This window comes from Roseateles sp. AC306, assembly GCF_979253795.1.
Genome location: NZ_CEEDEB010000004.1, coordinates 148,375 through 166,983 on the forward strand (window position 1 = coordinate 148,375; position 18,609 = coordinate 166,983).

At 70.6% G+C, this 18,609-nt stretch carries 22 protein-coding genes; 14 read left to right on the forward strand and 8 right to left on the reverse strand.

What is annotated here, in order from left to right; genetic code table 11:
• The first annotated feature begins 26 nt into the window (after positions 1–26).
• The gene (locus tag AC0IZJ_RS11095; RefSeq protein ID WP_471849578.1) at positions 27–278 is read left to right on the forward strand and encodes a hypothetical protein; all 252 of its coding nucleotides are present in this window, start codon (positions 27–29) and stop codon (positions 276–278) included.
• Positions 279–296: 18 nt separating this feature from the next.
• Here AC0IZJ_RS11095 and AC0IZJ_RS11100 read toward each other — a convergent pair whose 3' ends face one another.
• Both AC0IZJ_RS11100 and AC0IZJ_RS11105 read right to left on the reverse strand, forming a co-directional pair.
• Entirely contained in the window at positions 297–1,136 is an 840-nt protein-coding gene (locus AC0IZJ_RS11100) for a DUF2334 domain-containing protein (protein ID WP_471850013.1), read from the reverse strand.
• 5 nt (positions 1,137–1,141) lie between these two features.
• On the reverse strand, positions 1,142–2,332 hold the full coding sequence (locus tag AC0IZJ_RS11105) for a glycosyltransferase (protein WP_471849580.1): 1,191 nt from the start codon (positions 2,330–2,332) through the stop codon (positions 1,142–1,144).
• Between the two features lie 69 nt (positions 2,333–2,401).
• Here AC0IZJ_RS11105 and AC0IZJ_RS11110 point away from each other — a divergent pair, with 69 nt between their 5' ends.
• Positions 2,402–3,460, forward strand: a complete 1,059-nt coding sequence (locus AC0IZJ_RS11110; protein WP_471849582.1) for a DNA topoisomerase IB — start codon at positions 2,402–2,404, stop codon at positions 3,458–3,460.
• Here AC0IZJ_RS11110 and AC0IZJ_RS11115 read toward each other — a convergent pair.
• Positions 3,447–4,082 carry a D-glycero-alpha-D-manno-heptose-1,7-bisphosphate 7-phosphatase gene (locus AC0IZJ_RS11115; protein ID WP_471849584.1) on the reverse strand — a complete coding sequence of 212 codons (636 nt, stop codon included), beginning with the start codon at positions 4,080–4,082 and terminating at the stop codon, positions 3,447–3,449. The two genes, AC0IZJ_RS11110 and AC0IZJ_RS11115, sit on opposite strands and share 14 nt — an antisense overlap.
• A gap of 128 nt (positions 4,083–4,210) precedes the next feature.
• Between AC0IZJ_RS11115 and AC0IZJ_RS11120 the strand changes: the two genes are divergently transcribed.
• Genes AC0IZJ_RS11120 through AC0IZJ_RS11130 form a run of 3 tightly spaced genes read left to right on the forward strand, consistent with a single transcriptional unit; the run spans position 4,211 to position 7,069 of the window.
• A complete protein-coding gene (locus AC0IZJ_RS11120; RefSeq protein ID WP_471849586.1) occupies positions 4,211–5,383 on the forward strand; it encodes a glycosyltransferase family 4 protein in 1,173 nt (390 codons plus the stop codon).
• Positions 5,367–5,897 carry a phosphatase PAP2 family protein gene (locus AC0IZJ_RS11125; RefSeq protein ID WP_471849588.1) on the forward strand — a complete coding sequence of 177 codons (531 nt, stop codon included), beginning with the start codon at positions 5,367–5,369 and terminating at the stop codon, positions 5,895–5,897. The genes AC0IZJ_RS11120 and AC0IZJ_RS11125 overlap by 17 nt, the downstream gene beginning before the upstream one ends.
• Positions 5,897–7,069, forward strand: a complete 1,173-nt coding sequence (locus AC0IZJ_RS11130; RefSeq protein WP_471849590.1) for a zinc-binding metallopeptidase family protein — start codon at positions 5,897–5,899, stop codon at positions 7,067–7,069. Before AC0IZJ_RS11125 ends, AC0IZJ_RS11130 begins: the two co-directional genes overlap by 1 nt.
• 63 nt (positions 7,070–7,132) lie before the next feature.
• Here the strand turns inward: AC0IZJ_RS11130 and AC0IZJ_RS11135 are convergent, their stop codons facing one another.
• Positions 7,133–7,579 carry a hypothetical protein gene (locus tag AC0IZJ_RS11135; RefSeq protein ID WP_471849592.1) on the reverse strand — a complete coding sequence of 149 codons (447 nt, stop codon included), beginning with the start codon at positions 7,577–7,579 and terminating at the stop codon, positions 7,133–7,135.
• A 145-nt stretch (positions 7,580–7,724) separates the two neighbouring features.
• On the reverse strand, positions 7,725–8,156 hold the full coding sequence (locus AC0IZJ_RS11140; RefSeq protein WP_471849594.1) for a response regulator: 432 nt from the start codon (positions 8,154–8,156) through the stop codon (positions 7,725–7,727).
• Between the two features lie 117 nt (positions 8,157–8,273).
• Here AC0IZJ_RS11140 and AC0IZJ_RS11145 point away from each other — a divergent pair, with 117 nt between their 5' ends.
• The 5 genes from AC0IZJ_RS11145 (at position 8,274) to AC0IZJ_RS11165 (ending at position 11,190) form a co-directional block, all read left to right on the forward strand.
• Positions 8,274–8,771 carry a hypothetical protein gene (locus tag AC0IZJ_RS11145; RefSeq protein WP_471849596.1) on the forward strand — a complete coding sequence of 166 codons (498 nt, stop codon included), beginning with the start codon at positions 8,274–8,276 and terminating at the stop codon, positions 8,769–8,771.
• A gap of 44 nt (positions 8,772–8,815) precedes the next feature.
• Positions 8,816–9,787 carry an SDR family oxidoreductase gene (locus AC0IZJ_RS11150; protein WP_471849598.1) on the forward strand — a complete coding sequence of 324 codons (972 nt, stop codon included), beginning with the start codon at positions 8,816–8,818 and terminating at the stop codon, positions 9,785–9,787.
• A gap of 70 nt (positions 9,788–9,857) precedes the next feature.
• Positions 9,858–10,244 (forward strand): DUF883 family protein, encoded by a 387-nt coding sequence (locus AC0IZJ_RS11155; RefSeq protein ID WP_471849600.1) that lies wholly within the window; start codon positions 9,858–9,860, stop codon positions 10,242–10,244.
• 27 nt (positions 10,245–10,271) lie between these two features.
• Positions 10,272–10,736, forward strand: coding sequence for a phage holin family protein (locus tag AC0IZJ_RS11160; protein WP_471849602.1), 465 nt, complete (start codon positions 10,272–10,274; stop codon positions 10,734–10,736).
• Positions 10,708–11,190, forward strand: a complete 483-nt coding sequence (locus AC0IZJ_RS11165; protein ID WP_471849605.1) for a hypothetical protein — start codon at positions 10,708–10,710, stop codon at positions 11,188–11,190. Before AC0IZJ_RS11160 ends, AC0IZJ_RS11165 begins: the two co-directional genes overlap by 29 nt.
• A gap of 170 nt (positions 11,191–11,360) precedes the next feature.
• Here AC0IZJ_RS11165 and AC0IZJ_RS11170 read toward each other — a convergent pair whose 3' ends face one another.
• From AC0IZJ_RS11170 to AC0IZJ_RS11180, 3 genes are all read right to left on the reverse strand, one after another.
• Positions 11,361–11,813 (reverse strand): PA2169 family four-helix-bundle protein, encoded by a 453-nt coding sequence (locus tag AC0IZJ_RS11170; protein ID WP_471849607.1) that lies wholly within the window; start codon positions 11,811–11,813, stop codon positions 11,361–11,363.
• 104 nt (positions 11,814–11,917) lie between these two features.
• Positions 11,918–14,248, reverse strand: a complete 2,331-nt coding sequence (locus tag AC0IZJ_RS11175; RefSeq protein WP_471849609.1) for a response regulator — start codon at positions 14,246–14,248, stop codon at positions 11,918–11,920.
• 67 nt (positions 14,249–14,315) lie between these two features.
• Entirely contained in the window at positions 14,316–14,633 is a 318-nt protein-coding gene (locus AC0IZJ_RS11180) for a BON domain-containing protein (RefSeq protein WP_471849611.1), read from the reverse strand.
• A gap of 386 nt (positions 14,634–15,019) precedes the next feature.
• Here AC0IZJ_RS11180 and rpoN point away from each other — a divergent pair, with 386 nt between their 5' ends.
• From rpoN to AC0IZJ_RS11200, 4 genes are all read left to right on the forward strand, one after another.
• Positions 15,020–16,549 carry an RNA polymerase factor sigma-54 gene (gene rpoN, locus AC0IZJ_RS11185; RefSeq protein ID WP_471849613.1) on the forward strand — a complete coding sequence of 510 codons (1,530 nt, stop codon included), beginning with the start codon at positions 15,020–15,022 and terminating at the stop codon, positions 16,547–16,549.
• 493 nt (positions 16,550–17,042) lie between these two features.
• Positions 17,043–17,237 (forward strand): CsbD family protein, encoded by a 195-nt coding sequence (locus tag AC0IZJ_RS11190; RefSeq protein ID WP_471849615.1) that lies wholly within the window; start codon positions 17,043–17,045, stop codon positions 17,235–17,237.
• A gap of 78 nt (positions 17,238–17,315) precedes the next feature.
• Complete coding sequence (locus AC0IZJ_RS11195; protein ID WP_471849617.1) at positions 17,316–17,984, forward strand: YiaD family glycine zipper/OmpA-like lipoprotein; 669 nt, start codon at positions 17,316–17,318, stop codon at positions 17,982–17,984.
• An 81-nt stretch (positions 17,985–18,065) separates the two neighbouring features.
• On the forward strand, positions 18,066–18,533 hold the full coding sequence (locus AC0IZJ_RS11200; RefSeq protein ID WP_471849619.1) for a hypothetical protein: 468 nt from the start codon (positions 18,066–18,068) through the stop codon (positions 18,531–18,533).
• The last annotated feature ends 76 nt before the right edge of the window (positions 18,534–18,609 follow it).

Below are 18,609 nucleotides of genomic sequence, written 5' to 3' on the forward strand. Positions count from 1 at the left end.
TCCTCAATCTCTCTGGAGTCAGCACCATGGGTCATGCCGATCTTTACGCCACTGCGACCGAAGCCTCCCGTCAGGGCCTGCAGAAGGTCGAAGGCGCCGCGCGCCGCGGTTTCGATCAACTTGCCGACGGCGTCGACCGCATGCGCACGCAGGTTGCGCGCGCCTCGGACCGCACCGTTGGCTATGTGCACGACGCGCCGGTGCGCTCCGCGCTGGTCGTGCTGGCGGCCGGTACGCTGGTTTATGCGCTGGTGCGCGCGCTGAGTCGCGACCGCTGAGTTCGGGCCACAGCGGCCTTATGGCCGCCTCGCGAGCTGGGCGGCTTCGCCCAGCCGCACCGGCACCCGCTCGCGCAGCGCCTCAAGCAGCAGCCCGCGCCAGCAGCGCAGGATTTCGGGGTGATCGGCATCGTCCGGGTGCAGGTCCAGCCGCAGCAGCCGGGCGTTGCGGCTGCGGCGGGCAAGGTGGTTGTTCCAGGCCAGCGAAAGCCACCGGCGCCAGCCGCTGCGCGTGCTGAAGACGAGGCTTGGAGCGGCCAGCGCCCGGCACTGGGGCAGGGCGATCACCTCGGTCAACGTGCAGGTGTGGCCGAAGCCCGCTGTGGCCACCGCCTTCAGGCTGGCCGGGCTGAGCAGCCACGCGGGCGGCACGAAGCCCTCCATGTCAAGGCCCAGCGCCCTCGCCCAGGCGCGGCCCTCGCGCAGGCGGGCGGCGGCCTGGTCCTGGGACAACGCGGCGAATTCGCCCTCACCCGCGGTGTAGACGCGGCGCAGCAGGCGCTGGCGCAGGCTGCTGGGTGGCGGGCCCTCGTCGCGATGCGTCAGGCCGTGCAGGGCCAGTTCGTGCCCGGCGGCGGCCTGCGCGTACAGCCAGCGCAGATAGGGCGCCGGCACTTCAGCGTTGCCGTGCATGCGTGGCACGACGAGCAGGGTCAGCGGCAGCGTCACGCCGGCCTCGCGTGCGCAGTTGTCGAGCTCTTCCATCACGCGCTGGCAGCCAGCCCAGCGAGAAGGAGCCACGTCGTGCAGCACGACGCAGAGGTCGCGCGCGGTGCAGGTTTCCGAGACGCGCGTGGCCGGTCGCGTTGAAGGGTCCTTGCGCAGCGCCAGGCGCATCGAGGCATCGCTCGCGCCCATGGCGTTCAACGCAGGCGTGCCAGCGCGAATTGGCCTGCGGGGCGCGCCGGGGCCGTGGGGCGGTGGAGCAGGGCGGCGTAGTGCTGCGTCAGCTGCGCCATCACGTGGGCCCAGTCCTGCGCCTGCGCACGTGCCAGCGCGGCGCGGCGCAGCACCGCGTTGTTGCCGGCCAGGCTGGCCGTCATCGCCTCGGCCCAGAGCGTGGGCAGCGGGCGGTGCACGAGCAGGCCGGCGTCCCGTGCCAGTTCGGCCAAGCCGCCCGAGTCGGCCACGACGACCGGCGTGCCGCAGGCCATGGCCTCCAGCACGCCCAGGCCGAAGGTCTCCTGGTCACCGGCATGCACATAGGCATCGGCGCTGGCCACCATGCGCGCCAGCACACGGCTGTCGTGCTCCGCTGGCAGCACCAGCACCTGCGCGCCGGTGGGTGGCTGAGGCCCGCTGCCCACCGCGACGAGCATGTGGCCGGGGCCGAGCAGGCGCACCGCGTCGGCCAGCAAGCCGAGGTTCTTTTCGGGGGCAAAGCGGCCGGTGTAGACGAGCAGCCGGGTCGCGGCAGGCAGGGCATGCGCGCGGCAAAACTCGGCGCGCCAGGCGTCGTCGCGCGCCTGCGGCGTGAACACGGAGCAGTCCACGCCCAGCGGCTGCACCGCCACGCGCGGCACGCCCCAGGCCTTCAGGCGCTCGGCGAGGCTGGAACTGGGCGCAAGCACGAGGTCGAATCGGCGGTAGAGGTTGACGAGGTAGCGCCGCGCCAGCCGCTCGGCCAGGCGGCCCGCGCGGCCCTGGCTCGGCCCGCCGAGCAGGCGCGCCGCGAGCGTTGGCAGGTCGCTGTGGCAGAAGGCCACGGCCGGCACCTCCAGGCGGCGTGCGGTGGCCAGCGCCGCCCAGGCCAACGTGTAGGGGTCGGCGGACTCAATCACGTCCGGTGCCAGGAACTCCATCTGCCGCTCGGCCCGCGCGCGGTTCAGAACCAGGCGGTAACCGCCAGTGCGTGGCATGGTCAAGCCGCCGCAGTCGATGAGACCGCTGCCTTCCGCGCCGGGCGCGACGATGGTGTGGCGCCAGCCCAGCGCGCGCAGTCGCTCATGCTTGGTGGTCAGCACGCGCCGCACGCCGCCGGTGGGGCCCCAGAACATCGACACGTCCAGCAGATGCGGCGTGTGAGGTCCGAGAGGCAGCGTGGCTTGATGCATCCGCGCACGGGAGCAATCGGCGTGCCTGGTGGCCGCGACGGTCGGCATGTGTCCTGCTTCAGCGGCTGCATGCTTTCCCCCACCCTTGCCGCCCGGCACGCCGGCCTGCGCTGGACCCGCGACGATCAGCCCGGCTTGACGCGCCACGCCCGTCGCGGCGGCTTCGACTACCGCGACGCCCGTGGCCGGCCTGTGCGGGACGATGCCACCCTGGCGCGCATCCGCCAGCTCGCCATCCCGCCGGCCTGGGTCGACGTGTGGATCAGTCCGTGGGCCGACAGCCATCTGCAGGCCACCGGCCGCGACGCGCGTGGCCGCAAGCAGTACCGCTATCACGCTGACTGGCAGGCTGGCCGCGGCGAGACCAAGTTCGACAGCCTGCGCCGCTTCGGCGCCGTGCTGCCGCGGCTGCGCCGGCGCGTGCAGCAGGCGCTGGCCGGGCCCGACGAGCCGACGCGCGAACGCGTGCTGGCCGCGCTGGTGCGCCTGCTGGACACCACCTGGCTGCGCATCGGCAACGCCAGCTACGCGCGCGAGAACGGTTCCTACGGGCTGTCCACGCTTCGCAACCGGCATGCGGGCGTGAAGGGCGATCAGATCGAGCTGTCCTTCGTGGGCAAGAGCGGCGTGCGCCACAGCGTGCGCCTGACCGACCGGCGCGTGGCCCGCATCGTGCGGCGCTGCCGGGAACTGCCGGGCCAGGAGTTGTTCCGTTATGTCGATGGCGACGGCATCAGCCACACGGTCGATTCGGCGGACGTGAACGCCTGGCTGGCCGCGGCGGCGGGCGAGCGCGTGACGGCCAAGGACTTCCGCACCTGGCATGGCAGCGTGCTGGCGCTGGAGCTGACGCTGCAGGCTTGCGGCGAGCAAGCGCAGGCCTGCCGGCCCGCCGAGGTGGTGGCTGCCGTGGCGCGGCGGCTGGGCAACACGGCCGCCGTTTGCCGTAAGGCTTACATACATCCGCGCGTGCTGGCGGCCGCCGAGGCGCTGGGCGACGACGCTGCGCGCGCCGCGCTGCGCGGCCTGCCTTGGGTCGGCGCGCCGGCCGCCCGGGCCGGTCTCAGCGCGGCCGAACGGCGCCTGCTGGGGCTGTTGCGCTCGCGCGCCTTCCTCAGGCAGAAATGAGCAGCCGCTCCGGCAGGTCGGCCCAGGACGCGCACTCCACATCGGGCCGGCGCAGCGGCGTGCGGTTGGACAGATCCTCGCCACCCGCCAGCAACACCGTGCGGCAGCCGGCGCGGTGGCCGGCCTCGATGTCGTCCAGCCCGTCGCCGACCATCCAGGAGCGTGTCAGGTCGATGTCGTGGCGCCGCGCGGCGCGCAGCAGCAGGCCCGGCGCTGGCTTGCGGCACAGGCAGGAGGGGCCGCCGTCCGGCCCCGGCGCATGCGGGCAGACGAGAAAGTCCAGCAACTGCACGCCCGCCGCTTCGTGCAGCAGCTTCTCCAGCGCCGCCTGCAGCCAGGCGAACTCGGTGCGCGTGTAGTAGCCGCTCGCCAGGCCGCTCTGGTTGGTGGCAACCAGCAATGCAAAGCCGCGCTCGGCCAGCGTCGCGAGCGCCTCGGCGGCGCCGGGCCTGAGCTTGAGCAGAGCGGGGTCGACGTTGCCCGGCAGGTTCTCCACCAGCGTGCCGTCCTTGTCGATGAAAACCGCCGGCCGCCCCGGCCGCAGCGCCCGCTCGGGCGCCGGCGGGTCCGCCTGCACCGAGGTGCGGCGCCAGCGCAGCGGGCCGGCTGCGAACAGCATCATGACGGGGTGGAGTGCGGCGGAATTCTGGTCATGCTGGTTGCCACAGCAAGGTGCATGCCGGGACGCTGGCCCGGTCGGGCACCGGGCTTGCCAGTAGCGCGGTTCAACCCAGGACCGAGGGCCCGCCTGTGCGCATTGCCTACGTTACCGAGACCTTTCCTCCAGAGATCAACGGCGTGGCGCTCACTGCCGAGCGCACCGTCAGGCACCTGCGTGCCAGTGGCCACGCCGTGCAGCTCATTCGCCCACGCCGCCATGACGAGGCCGCCCGCGCCGATGCCGACGAATGGCATTGCGCCGGGGCGCCCATCCCGATGTACCCCGAGCTGCGCTACGGCCTGACCCGCCCGGGCGCGCTGCGCGAGCTCTGGCGCAGCAGCGCCGCGCCGCCCGACGTCGTGCACGTCGTGACCCCGGGCCCACTCGGCTGGGCGGCGTTGCGCGCGGCGCGCGAGGAGGGCATTCCCACGAGCGCCGATTTCCGCACCAACTTCCACGCTTACTGCAACCATTACGGCATGGGCTGGCTGGAGCCGGTCGTGCTGGGCTACCTGAGGCGTCTGCACGCGATGGCCGACCTCAACTTTGTGCCGACGCCCGAGTTGGCGCGCGAGCTGCAGGGCCACGGTTTCGAGCGGCTCGAGGTGCTGGGCCGCGGCGTCGATGCACGTCAGTTCTCGCCGGCCCGGCGCGACACCGCATTGCGCGAGGAATGGCGCGCTGGCCCGGAGCACCGCGTGCTGCTGCATGTGGGCCGGCTCGCGGCGGAGAAGAATGCCGGCCTGGCGCTCCAGACCTTCGAGCGCCTGAGCGCGCGTCGACCGGGCCTGCGCATGGTGGTGGTGGGTGACGGGCCACTGCGCGCCAAGCTGGAGCGTGCCCACCCGCGAGCGCGCTTCGTCGGCATGCAGACGGGCGCGGCGCTGGCGCGCCACTACGCGAGCGCTGACGTCTTCCTCTTTCCCAGCCTCACCGAGACCTTCGGCAACGTGACGCTGGAGGCGCTGGCCAGCGGCCTGGCCGTGGCGGCCTTCGACACCGGCGCCGCCGCCCAGCATGTGCGCAACGACGTCAATGGCTGCCTGGCGCCGCCCTGCGAGGGCCTGGCCGCTGCTGACAGCTTCCTCGACGCTGCCACGCGAGCCCTCGATGCCAGTGCACCCGACGGGTCGCTGAGGCTGCAAGCGCGGCTGGCGGCCTGCCAGGTCGACTGGGACGGCGTGCTGCGCCGCTTCGAGCAGCAACTGCGCCGGGTCGCAGCCGACCGCCAGACGGCCCCGCGCTATGCCGCAATGGCTTGACAGCGGCCGCATGCGCTCCGCCGCCGAACTGGACCTTCGCGGCGCCCAGGCGCTGCACCGCGCCTCCGCGCGGCCATTGCCGCTGCGCCTGCTGACCTGGTGCAGCCGGCTGGCCGACGGGCCGCTGTGGCTCGTCGTCATCGGCCTGGTCGCCCTGTCCGGCGAGACCCGCCATGCGCTGCTGATGCTGGCGCTGGGCGGCCTCAACCTGGGCATCTACTACGCCGTCAAGCGCGGGACGCGGCGCCAGCGGCCCTTCGAGCGCTGCACCGACATCCATGCCTGCCTGAAGGCGCCCGATGCCTTCAGCTTCCCCAGCGGCCACACGCTGCATGCCTTTGCGTTTGCCGTGCTGCTGTCGGCCTTCTACCCGCCCGTGGCGCCGCTGCTGTGGGCATTTGCGGTGCTGGCGGGGCTGGCGCGCGTGGTGCTGGGCCTGCATTTCCCGAGCGACGTCGTCGTCGGCGCAATGATCGGCATTGCCACGGCCAGCGTCGTGCTGTTGGCCGCGTGATGGTGCCGCTCGCCGCCGCCGCGCGTTCGGTGCCCGTGCCCACCACGCCACGGGCCTTCAGCTGCGCCTGTGGCCGACCCGTGTTCTTCAGGAACAGCCAGTGTCTGGCGTGCAACCGACCGCTTGGTTATGACGCCGTGCGTGGCGTGCTGCTTGCGCTGGAGCGGATGCGCTCTGGCGGCTGGCGGCAGGCGGGCGCTGCGCCTCGCCGCGCGCCTCGCTACGCTCGCTGCGCCAACCTCGACACGGCCGCCGCCTGCAACTGGCTGCTGGACGCGGCCGAGGTGCAGGCCGGCTTCACGCTGTGCCGCTGCTGCCGGCTCACGCGCACCTTGCCCGACCTGTCGCAGCCCGGCGCCGATGTTTGGTGGAACCGCATCGAGCAGGCCAAGCGCCGCCTCGTGTCGTCGCTGATCCGCCTGAAACTGCCGGTGCAGGCCAAGGCCGAGGTGCCCGACGGGCTGGGCCTGGCGTTCGACCTGCTGCTGGCGCCGCCCGGCGGGCCGGCCGTCATCACCGGCCATGCCGATGGCGTCATCACGCTGGATGCCTCCGAGGCCGACGATGCGCGCCGCGAGGAGCGCCGCGGCTGCCTGGGCGAGCCCTACCGCACGCTGCTGGGCCATCTGCGCCACGAGACCGGCCACTACTACTGGCAGCTGCTCGTCGAGCCGAGCGGGTGGATCGAGCCCTTTCGGGCGCTGTTCGGTGATGAACGCGAGGACTATGGCGCGGCGCTGCAACGCCACTACGCCGGCGGCCCGCCGCCGGACTGGGGCCAGCGCTTCGTCAGCGCCTATGCCAGCGCCCATCCGTGGGAGGACTGGGCCGAGACCTGGGCGCACTACCTGCACCTGACCGACACGCTGGACACGGCGCGCAGCTTCGGCCTGGACGGCGAGCGCGTGGAACTGAGCTACGAGCGCTTCGGGCCCGAGGCGCTGGCCGACTCGGGGGATGCGGATGCGCAGAGCTTCCTGAGCCTCATCAACAGCTGGATGGAGCTGACCGGGGTGCTCAACGAGATGTCTCGCAGCATGGGCGTGCCGGACTTCTATCCCTTCGTGCTCTCGCTGCCCGCAGTGCGCAAGCTGCATCTCGTCCATCGTGTCATCCGCGCGCCGGCGCAGATGCCGGCCGCAAAGACGGAGCCGCTGCTTCAGGCGGCCTGAGCTCGCGGGCCCGGACGCAAAAATGGCCACCTCGCGGTGGCCATTGCCTTGGCTGGGCAACGCTCAGTTGCGGTCGGCGCGCGCGGGGCGGTCGTAGGTGTCGGTCGCGGGTGCGGCCGGCGCAGGCATCGGCTCGGGCGTGGCCGCGACAACCGGTGCGGGATCAGCTGGCGCCGGTTCCGGCATGGCCGTCGTCACGGCGGGCGCCACAGGGGCTGCGGGCGTCGCCACCGGGGCCTTGGTGGCGACGGGGTCTTCGACGTTGCTGACGTTGCCCGCCTTGATGTCCGTCGAGCGGATGGCGGGGGTGTAGACGCTGCCGTTGTTGCCACCAGGACCGAAGCGGCTGTCCGTGCTGTTGGACTTCAAGTCGCCGGCGGGCGTCGCCGTGCGCGGCTGTGCCGAACGGTTCTCGCCGGTGACGTTCTGGTCATTGGTCTGGGCGAAGGCAAAAGTGGCTGCCGACACGACGGCCACGGCACCGGCGATTTGGGAAACGATCTTTCTCATGTCTGACTCCTGAAGTGGGTTGCAAGGCCGCCCGCCTCAGCCATACCCGGCGGCACGGCGGACATCTGCACGGTAGTGCGGGCCAGGGGTGCCGAGGTGTCGGACAAGGTGTGGTTCAAGTGCAGGCCGTCAGGCGCCGATGCGCTCAGGCCAATGCGCCGAATTGCGATTGCAGCACCTGTGATTCGCGCAGCGACCGCAGCGGCGTGGGCGGCAGGCCGGTCAGCGCGCTCAAGCGGGCCAGCACATGCACGAGGTTCAGCGGCTTGGACCACAGCTCGCAGAAGCTCGTGCCCTTGATGTCAAACAGCGCATCGGCCGTCACGGCCACGGCCGGTACCGTCTCCAGCCCGGGCAGCGCACGCAGCCGGCCCAGCAGCTGGCTGCCGTGGCAGTCGGGCAGGCCCAGGTCCAGCAGCAGCAGCGCGGGGCGCAGGTCGGCCGCCATGCGAAGGCCCTCCGCGCCGTTCGTGGCGATCACCAGTTCAAGCTGGGGACAGCGTTCGAACAGGGCCGCCATCAGCAGCGCGTTGACGGGATGGTCTTCAACGTAGAGGACGGTGCGGCGATCGGACATGGCGGGCTCCAGGGCGAACCGTTTGTTCAGGCAACTGGTGTGCCCGGCACACGGTTTTTGCCTTGGCACCGCGTTTGCCGTGTCGGGGTTCCAGCAACTCAGAACAAAGGGACCGCCATGTCCGACGACGCACAACAGAGCTTTGGTGTCTTCAAGCCGGTGGGCCATGTGGTCATCTCGATGCCGGACGCGGCCAGCGCCGACAAGGCCGCTGCAGCGTTGGAACAGCTGGGGCTGCGCGCCGGTGCCGTCCGCCGCTACAGCGACCGCGAGATGCTGCGCCAGATCGACGCCGACATCGCCAATGCCAGCCCCATCGCGGCCATCGGCCAGGAGATGAACCTCATCCTGGCCCATCGCGTGCTGGCCGAGCGCGGTTTCCACTGGCTGGTGGTCTATGCCACCGGCGACGAGCAGGCCGCGCAGATCGCCCGAGTGGCTGAACGCGAAGGCGCGGAGCGCGCCCAGCACTACGGCCACTTCATCATCGAGGAGCTCATCGCGCGCCCGGGCGACGTGCCCCAGGTGGCCGAGTCCCCCGACCGCGGGCTGGATGCCCAGACGCCGTCCGGCAAGGAAAGCGAGGCCGCCGAGGCGCGACGCCCAGCCGGGTGACGCAGCGGCGTTTCTTACCGCAACGCTGACATGAAAGGCCAGCCATGAGCACTGACGATGACACCCTCAAGACCCAGCGCCGCATCCAGCAGCGCCAGGATCAAGCCGACGCCGAGCAGCCGTCGAAGGAAAACGAAGGCGGCGCCGTGCAGGCCGGCGCGCGCGAGCGGCCCGAGACCCTGCCCGCCCAGCACGTGGAGAAGCCCGGCCGCGAGGCCGAGCTGGAACTGGCGCCGCGCTTCATGGCGCCCGATTACAAAGGCAGCGGCAAGTTGCAGGACTTCGTCGCCCTGATCACCGGCGCCGACTCCGGCATCGGCCGCGCCGTGGCCGTGCTGTTCGCCCGTGAAGGGGCCGACGTTGCCGTGGCTTTCCATTCCTCCGTCGAGGACGCCGAGGAAACCCGCCGCTGCATCGAGGCCGAAGGCCGGCAATGCCTGCTGCTGCAGGGCGACGTCAAAAGCAGCGCCTGGTGCGACAGTGCCGTGGCCCAGGTCGTCGCGCGCTTCGGCAAGCTGGATGTACTCGTCAACAACGCCGTCTTCCAGGAGCATGCGCAATCGCTGGAGGACCTCGACGACGAGCGCATCCACGAGACGCTCGACACCAACATCGGCGGCTACCTGCGCATGGCGCGCGCGGCCCTGCCGCATCTGAAGAACGGCGCCTCCATCATCAACACCGGCTCGGTGACCGGCCTCCGCGGCAGCCCTCACCTGGTGGATTACTCCGCCACCAAGGGCGCCATCCATGCGATGACCAAGGCCCTCGCCAGCCAGTTGCTGGAACGCGGCATCCGCGTCAACGCCGTTGCGCCGGGGCCGGTGTGGACGCCGCTGAACCCGGCCGACTCGCCGGCCGACAAGGTCGCGGAGTTCGGCAAGAGCACTGACATGAAGCGCGCGGCCCAGCCCGAGGAACTGTCGCCGGCCTACGTCTTCCTGGCCTCACCGGTCTGCGCGGGCTACATCACCGGCATCGTGCTGCCGGTGACGGGCAGCGTCGGCGCCATTTGAGGGGGGCGGCACACCGTTTGCCTCGTGTGTCTGTTCATCTCTTTCGTTCAACCTTTTTCCGAGGATCACCATGGCCACCACCACGCCTTTCCCGACTTCATCCGCATCGCCCGCCACGCCCGCCGCGCCGGCCACGGCGACCGTCAATGACATCGCGACCAAGGCCGACGACGCCGTCGACAAGGGGGCTGCCGCCGGTCACGATGCGCTGAACCGCGTCGTGCAGAGCGCCCACCAGGCCATCGACCGCCTGGCTGGCACCGCCGGCCCTGCCGTGCAGCGCGTGCAGGACGGCGTGCACGCGGCCAGCGAGGCGATCACCCAGAAGGCCCATGACGCTCGCGAGCTGGGCGACGAGTGGACCGAGACGCTGCGCTCCACCGTGCGCGACAACCCGCTGACCGCCATTGCCACCGCGCTGGCCGTCGGCGTCGTGATCGCCCGACTCACGCGTTGAGGCGTCGCCTTGTCCGATGCCGCTTCCATGCCCGATACGCCCGTGCCACCGGGTATGCCCAGCCCGGGCGGCGCCGGCGAAAGCACGCCCCCGGACTCGCTGCTTCAACAGCTGAAGGGCCTGGCGCGCGAGCTGCCAGGCCTGGTCAGCGACCGGGTCGAGCTGCTGACGCTGGAGCTGCACCGCGCGGCGCAGTCGCTGGTGCAGATCGTCGTGCTGACGGTGGCCATCGCCATCCTCGGCGTGACGGTCTGGTTTGCCCTGTGGGCTGCGCTGATCTCCGTGCTGGTGCAGCAGGCCGGCCTGCCGCTGCTGGCGGCGCTGCTGCTGACCGTCGGCATCAACGGGCTCGTCATCGCAGCCGCAGTCGGTCGTGTCCGCAAGCTGCTGCCGCGCCTGCAACTGCCCGCCACGCGACGCCACCTGATGGTGTCGCCCAACCCTCGCCAGGAAGAACCGGCCGATGAACGCTCCGCTGTTGTCCAACGCTGAGATCGAGGCCGAGGCCGATATCGATGTCCGCATCCTGCTGGCTGAACAGCGGCTTATAGCCCGCCAAGCCAGGCTGCGTCGCGACGTGTCGGCCTTTGGTGAGCAGGTTCACACCGCCACGCGGCCGGGCCGGTTTCTTCAGCCCGCCCTGCTGACCGCCGCGGTGGCGGTGATCGTGCTGGCATGGCCGTCGCGCAAAACCCCAAGGGCACATGCGTCACAGCAGCAGCCAGGCGCTCGCGCCTCAGCAGGCATGGCGCGGCCGGCAATGTTTGCGCTGCTGGCCGGCATACCCTGGACGCGCCTGCTCAGCCATGCCTGGCCCATGTTGCCCGGGCGCTGGCGCGACCGGCTCAATCCCGCCACGGCGGCCAGCATCCTCACGTTCGGCCTGCCGTTGCTGGAAGGTTTGCTCGCGAGGCGTCGCCAGGACAAACCTGCCGAGCCTCGCTGAGCTGCTCCGCCGTTTCACCGCTCGGCGCTTGTAATTCGGCCGAACGCCGGGCCGCTCCCAAGCCGGCCCGGTTGGCGATGTGCATGCGGCTCGATGCCGCATGCATCGCCGTCCCCCTGGGGGACCGACCAGTCTTGCCCGCGTTCAGCAGGCAAGACTGGGCGAGGGGCTTAAACGGCCTCGCGTGCAGCGTCCCGCAGCGTACGCACCTGCAGGTGGTTGCGCTTCACACCCTCGTACTGGCGTTCGACAACCACGCGCACGTCTGGCGGCAGGGCTTCGTCCAGCGCCTTGCGATACGACGCCAGCGCGCTGTCCTCGCCGCGCTCGGTCTCTTCCAGGATGGCCTTGTCGGTGTAGCCGGCCAGCGTGCCCTTCACGGCCACCCAGCCGCGGTGCAGTGCGCCGGCAGCCGTGCCGCTGTCCTCGGCGTCGCCACCCAGGCTCACCACCAGTTGCTGCAGCTCGGCAGCCGCCTGGCGGCATTCCTCGGCGCGCCTCGTGAAGCTCTGCTTCAGCGTCGCGTCCTTCAGGTATTCGGCCGACGTGCGGAAACCGTACTCGCCGTCCTTGCTGGTTTCGATGAGGTCGTTCAGCGTGTCGATGATGTCGTCGTTGCTCATGGCAAGGTCCTTTCAGGAGGTGGAAAAGGCGCTTCGCTGCAGTCAGCAAGCTCAGCACGCAGACCCACTCATTGGCAGGTGGCGTGCCCGCCTTGCCCTTGCCGCTAAGGCAGCTTTGCCGACCGGGACACGGCCAGCGCGGCCTGCAGCGCCGCCAGCAGTTCGGTCGGTGCGCAGGGCTTGCGCAGCAGGGTGAACTCGCCCTCGGCCATCGGCCGGTTCGTGAAGCCGCTGATCAGCACCACGGGCAGCCCGGGCCGTTGCTCGCGCAGGCGCCGGGCCAGCCCCACGCCGTCCATCGTGCCGGGCATGACGATATCGCTCAGCACGACGTCGATGCTGGCGCCGGCAGCAAGCAGGCGCAGCGCGGCGTCGGCCTGCGCGGCCCGCATGACGCGGGCGCCATGGGCCTTCAGCAGCGCGGCGGTCACGTCGCCCAGGGCTTCGTCGTCCTCGACGAGCAGCACGGTGGCGCCGTTCATGCTCTGCGGGGCCGCCTGCGCCAGCGGCGCCTGCGGGCCTGGCTCTTCATTGCCGGCCACCGGCAGCAGCAGCGACACCGTCGTGCCCAGGCCCGGCGTGCTGGCCAGGCGCGCAGTGCCGCCGGACTGGGTCGCAAAGCCGTAGACCTGGCTCAGCCCCAGGCCACTGCCCTGGCCCACCGGCTTGGTCGTGAAGAAGGGTTCGAAGGCGTGCGCGGCCAGGTCCTTGTCCATGCCGATGCCGTCGTCACCGAGGGTCACCAACACGTACTCACCGGGCAGGAGTTGCGGCAAACCTTCCAGGTCCTCCGGCGTCGCCATGCTGGCGCGCAGGCGCAGCTCGCCGCCGGAGGGCATGGCGTCGTGGGCATTGAGCGCGAGGTTGACCAGGGCCAGATCCAGCTCGCTGGCATCCACGCGCACGGGCTCGACGTCGGGCGCCACATTCACCTGGACCTCGATGCGCCGGCCCAGCACGCTGCGCAGCAGCTCCTGCACCTCGGGCAGGTAGCGGGTCAGCGACAGCGTCTGCAGGCGCACGCCGGGGCGCCGGCCCGAGACGCGCAGCAGGTGCTGGGTGAGCTGGCTGCCTCTGTCCACGGCCCGCTGCGTCGCCCCCAGCGGCCCTTGCAGCTCGCCGGCGGCGGGGTGCCGCAGCACCAGATGGACGCTGTTGCTGATGATGCCCAGCAGGTTGTTGAACTCATGCGCCACGCCGCCCGTCAGCCGGCCCAGCGCCTCCACGCGTTGGCTCTGCGCGGCGCGTTGCTCCACCAGCCGTGTGCGTTCAGCGGCCTGGACCACGCTGTGCTCCAGCTCCTGCTGCGCGCCGGCCATGCTGCGGCCGGCGACGGCCAGCGCGTCCGCGACTTCGTCGCACTCCACCATGCCGGTCGGGCCAGCCTGCACCGGCCGGCCGGCCTGCAGGGCCTGCGCGGCGGCCTTCAAGGTGCGGATGGGATGCTCGATGCGCCTTGCCACCCAAATCGCGCCGGCCACGGCCAGGGCCAGCAGGGCCAGCGCGCCGACGACGAGACGCACCACCGCGCCGGGCAGCCGCCCGGCAAAGGCCTCGCGCGGCATGGCGCTGACATAGCTCCAGCCCAGCGGCGACGTGCTGAAGTAGCCGGCAGTGGGCACGCCGTCCAGCGAGACCGAACGGAAGCTGCCTTCACGCGCGGTGGCCATGCTGGCGCGGATGTCGTCGCCCACGACGCGACCGGCATAGGCGCTGCCGCCTGGCTGGCGCGCAACGACACGACCCGCGTTGTCCACCACCGTCCCTATCCAGCCCGGGTTGGCTTGCGTCTGCACGACGCGCTGCAGCTCCGACGGCCGCACCGTGACGACCAGGTTGTAGAGAAGTTCACCGTTGCGTTGCACCGGCTCCACCCAGGCGCCATAGGCCTCGGGCGCCACCTGGCCGGCGGGGCCACCGGTCGGTGTCTGCAGCGGCTGCATCAACGCCTTCGGGCTGAGCGTCGCCGGGCCTGGCGCCTCGCTGCTGCTGCCCTCCGGCAATCGCGTGCTCAGCAGCACGCGGCCAGGCGCACGCAGCTCCACCCAGCCACCCAGTCCCTGCATGGCGCGGCGCGCCTGCTGCTCGAAAGCCAGGCGCCGGTCCTGCTCCAGCGGAGCCGGGCCGTCGAGCTCGGGCGACTGCGACAGCACGTGGGCGATGGTCGCTCGGCGCGACAGTTCGCCGTCCACCAGCATGGACAGCGCTCGCGCCGTGTCGCGCAGATATCGCTCGTGGGCCTCGCGCTCCGCCGCGTAGGTGCTGGCGATCAACCAGCCAAAACCGAGCATGCCGGGCAGCAGCACGGCCAGCACGAGCAAGAGCAGACGGGAGCGGATGGTGACGGGCATCGAGAGGCGCGGCTGCCGCCCACCCGGCATGGGCAGGCGCAGCGTCTGGGGCGCGAGCGTATCGCCATGTGGCAAGGGCGGCATGGCGCGAGACCGGCAAGCTGCACGCCTGCCGGTGATCGAAACGTGCAGGGTCGCCGGCCGGCGGACGTCAGTTCGTGGCGGCGCGCACGATGATGTTGTTGCGCACGTCCTTCACGTCAGGCACGGCCCGGGCAAGCTGCCCAGCGCGGTCCTTCTCGGCCTGCGACGTGGCGAAGCCGGCGAGCTGCACGGTGCCCTTGAGTGCCTCGACCTGGATGCGCATGGCGCTGACGCCCGGGTCTTCGGCAAAGCGAGCCTTGACACGGGTGGCCACGGTGGCGTCGTCGACGTACTGGCCTACGGTGGTCTGGCCGCTGGTGACGGCGCAACCGGTGGTGGTGAGCGCGCTCAGGGCGACCAGGGTGGCGATGAGGATGTTCTTCATGGGGCGTCTCCTTGAGGCGAGGCGGTGTGCTCGCCGACCTGGAAACGCAAGGTGCGTGCCCAGGCTTCAGATCGAGGCGCAGTGACCCTCAGTTCAACCGCGACGCCCTGTAACTCGATGTTGGGCGTCTTTGTCCCTTGGTCGGATGGCGGCGCCGGCAGATGCAGGCTTTACCGAATTTGACGTGTCCGCCCGAAGGGGATCGGTAAATCCTTCGCGCCGTCGTTTCGCAAAAGCTGCCGGCCCGCCGGAACACCCCCGCAGACAAGGGTGCCGAGGGACTTGCTACTTAGGGGGCACCGGCGGCACGGAGGTTGCGTAGATCCAAGCTGGACCGCGTGGCACGACCGCGCGAAATGCCTCAGCCAAGCAGTAGAGGAACGCCCGTGAATTCTCTGGACATCCGTGCCGAGCACCGACAAACGCAGACCTTGTCACCCCGCCTGCAGCACGCCGTGCGCCTGCTGCAGATGTCCTCGCTGGACTTCGCCGCCACGCTGCGCGACACACTCGGCAAGAACCCTTTCCTGGAGGTGGAGGACGGCGACGGTGCCGACGGCGCGGCGCCACTGCCCGACGCGCTGGACGGCGAGGCCCCGCACAACGGCCTGATGGATGGCGCCGCCCACGCGGCGCCCGAGGCGACGAGCCTGGCGGCCGATGCCGACTTGCCAGGCCCTGCCGATGGCGCTGACGGCGACCGCGAGTCGTCGGTGGACATGGACATGGAAATGGACATGAACAGCGACCGCGAGCTGTGGGCCGCCGACGGCGGTTCGGGCCTGAAGCGTGGCGAGGACGGCGAGCTCAGCGCGCTGGACCTGATGGCCGTGGAAACCTCGCTCAACGACCACCTGCGGGGTCAACTCAATGTGCTGCCGCTGTCCGAGCGCGACCTGCTGCTGTCGCATGCCATCGTTGAATCGCTGGACGACGACGGCTATCTGCGCACGCCGCTGGAGGAGTTGATCGACGTGGCCGGCGTGGACCCGGCGCCCGACCTGCAGGAGATGCAGATCGCGCTGAAGCGCGTGCAGGCGCTGGACCCCGCCGGCGTCGGTGCGCGTGACGTGGGCGAATGCCTGCTGCTGCAACTGCCAGCCATCACCTGCGACGAAACCCGCGCGCTGGCCCGCATCATCATCAGCGAGCACCTGCCCGCGCTGGCATCGCGCGACGTGGCGGGGCTGTCGCGTCATCTCGGCCAGCCGCCGGCGCAGGTCGAAGCCGTCTGTGACCGCATCCGCCGCCTCGACCCGCGGCCGGGCTGGCGCGTTGGCTCATCCCATGTGCCCTACGTCGTGCCAGACGTCATCGTGAAGAAGGTGCGCGGTCAGTGGACGGTGCAGCTCAACCCGGCGGTGGTGCCCAGGGTCAGGCTCAATCAGGTCTATGCCAAGCTCTTCCAGCGCCACCGCACGCCGGCCAATTCCGAGCTGGGCGCCCATCTGCAGGAGGCACGCTGGACGCTGCGCAATGTCGAGCAGCGCTTCTCGACCATCCTGGACGTGGCCGAGGCCATCGTGAAGCGGCAGCAGAACTTCCTGGACTACGGGGCCATGGCCATGAAGCCGCTGGGGCTGAAGGAGATTGCCGATGAGGTCGGCATCCACGAGAGCACCGTCTCGCGCGTGACCAACAACAAGTACATGGCGACGCCGGTGGGCGTGCTGGAGCTGAAGTATTTTTTCAGCCGCGCCATGATCAGCGCCAATGGCAGCGCCTGCTCGGGCACGGCCATCCGCGGGCTGATCAAGGACATCATCGAGGCGGAGCCACACGAGGCGCCGCTGTCCGACGCCGAGATCACCCGCCAGCTCGCAGAGCAGGGGCTGATGGTGGCGCGGCGCACCGTCACCAAGTACCGGCAGATGTTGAAGATCGAGGCGGTCGACCGACGCCGCCGCGTCGCCTGACGCGGTGGCGCGTCAGCAGGGCGCCACGCGCCATGCAGCGTTGCCCACGTTGTCGCTACGGGCAGCGCGCAGCGTGACGCGGTTGGCAGCCAGCGCGAGCAGTCCAGCCCGGCGGTCGCCGGCTGGACGGTGCGCACGCTGAGTGGCCGCCGCCGCGCAACTCGCGGCAACGGCCACTTGAGTGGTTAGCGGAAGAACAGATAGACCAGCAGCAACACAATGCCCGGAACGCCGAGCAGCCAGGCTAGGAAATACTTGCCCATGGTGAGTCTCCTGAAAAAGTGGCGATGGGTGAAGCATCGGCTCGGCCGCAGCGCGTGGGGAGCGGACGACGCCCGGCGGTGGCGTAGGACGTTCGGCAGTGAGACGTGCCGTAGGACTCGACCCACCGCCTGACGCGACCCGCTCCGGCGCCGCAGGCCTTCGTGCGGGCATACGCTGAATTCAGACCGCCAGGCATCCCGCCTTGACGGCAAGCGCATAGGAGCAGCACATGAACAGCGATCAAGTGAAGGGCAGCGTCAAGGACGTCGCCGGCAAGGCGCAGCGCAAGCTGGGCGAAGCCATCGGCAGTACCGATCAGCAGGTCAAGGGCGCCGCCACCCAGATCGAAGGCAAGGCCCAGAAGACCATTGGCAACGCCAAGGAAACCTTCAAGGACGTGCACGCGACGACCCGCAAGATCTGACCCTGCCCTCCGAAAGGCCGCCGCAGCCCACCCGGGCCGGCGGCCTTTTCCGTACTGCCATCTCGATCAGGAGCCTGCATGAACACCACCCCTTCTTCCCCCATTCGCCGCGTTGGCATCGTCGCGCTTGCCGCCGCGCTCGCCTTCACTGCCGGCTGTTCGTCCATGAGCGAGCGTGAGCGCGGCACCGCCCAGGGCGCCGGCGTCGGCGCCGTGGCCGGGGCTGTCATCGGCTCCGCGACCGGCGGCAGTACGGGCCGCAGTGCTGCCATCGGCGGCGTGCTCGGCGCAGTGGCCGGCAACCTCTGGTCCAAGCGCATGGAGGACAAGCGCGAGGCACTGGCCCGCGCCAGCCAGGGCACCGGCGTCGAGGTGGCACGCACCGACGACAACCGCCTCAAGCTCAACGTGCCGAGCGATGTCTCCTTCGACACCGGCCGCGCCGACATCAGGCCGCAGATGCGCCCGGTGCTGGACGAGATCGGCCGCAACCTCGACGCCAACGTGCGCGTGACCGTGGTCGGCCACACCGACAGCACCGGCAGCGACCAGATCAACGACCCGCTGTCGCGCGAACGGGCCCTGGCCGTGCGCGACTACCTCGGCGCCCGCGGCGTCTCGTCCTCGCGCATCAGCATCGCGGGGCGCGGCTCGCACGAGCCGGTGGCCAGCAACGACACCGAAGCCGGCCGCGCGGCCAACCGGCGCGTGGAGATCTTCCTGTCGGAGCCGGGCACCTCGGGCTGATGCCCTGAGCGGGGATTCCTGGGATGCGCGGTTGGCCGCGCCGAGATACAAAGGTCTCGGGCTATCTGACTGGAATCCCCCATGCGCAAGCTTGTTGCAGTCGTCGTCGCCGGCCTGGTATCCGGCGCGCTGGACATCGTCGCGGCGTTCGCGAGCTATGCCTCCCAGGGCGCCACACCCGAGGGCATCCTGAAGTACATCGCCAGCGGGGTGCTCGGCACGGCGGCCATGCAGGGCGGCATCGGCATGGCCGCGCTGGGCCTGCTGCTCCACTTTGCGCTGACCACGGGCATGGCGGCCATCTTCCTGGCTGCGGCGTTGAAGCTGCGCGTGCTGGCCGCGCGCCCCTGGCTGTGGGGCAGCGTCTTCGGCGTTCTCACCTGGGTTGCCATGGTCTATGTCGTGGTGCCGCTGTCTGCCGTGCCTGGCTGGAAGCTGCCGCAGGGATGGAACATCGTCAGCGGCCTGCTGGCGCACATCTTCTATGTCGGCGTTCCCATCGCCTTCATCACGCAGCACGGCCTGCGTGTGACCGAAGGCCGCAAATGAACGCGGTCCTGCAAATCGAAAACGCCTTAGCCACGACCCAGCGTCTTGCTGGAACTGGACTGGCCACGGCCGGCAG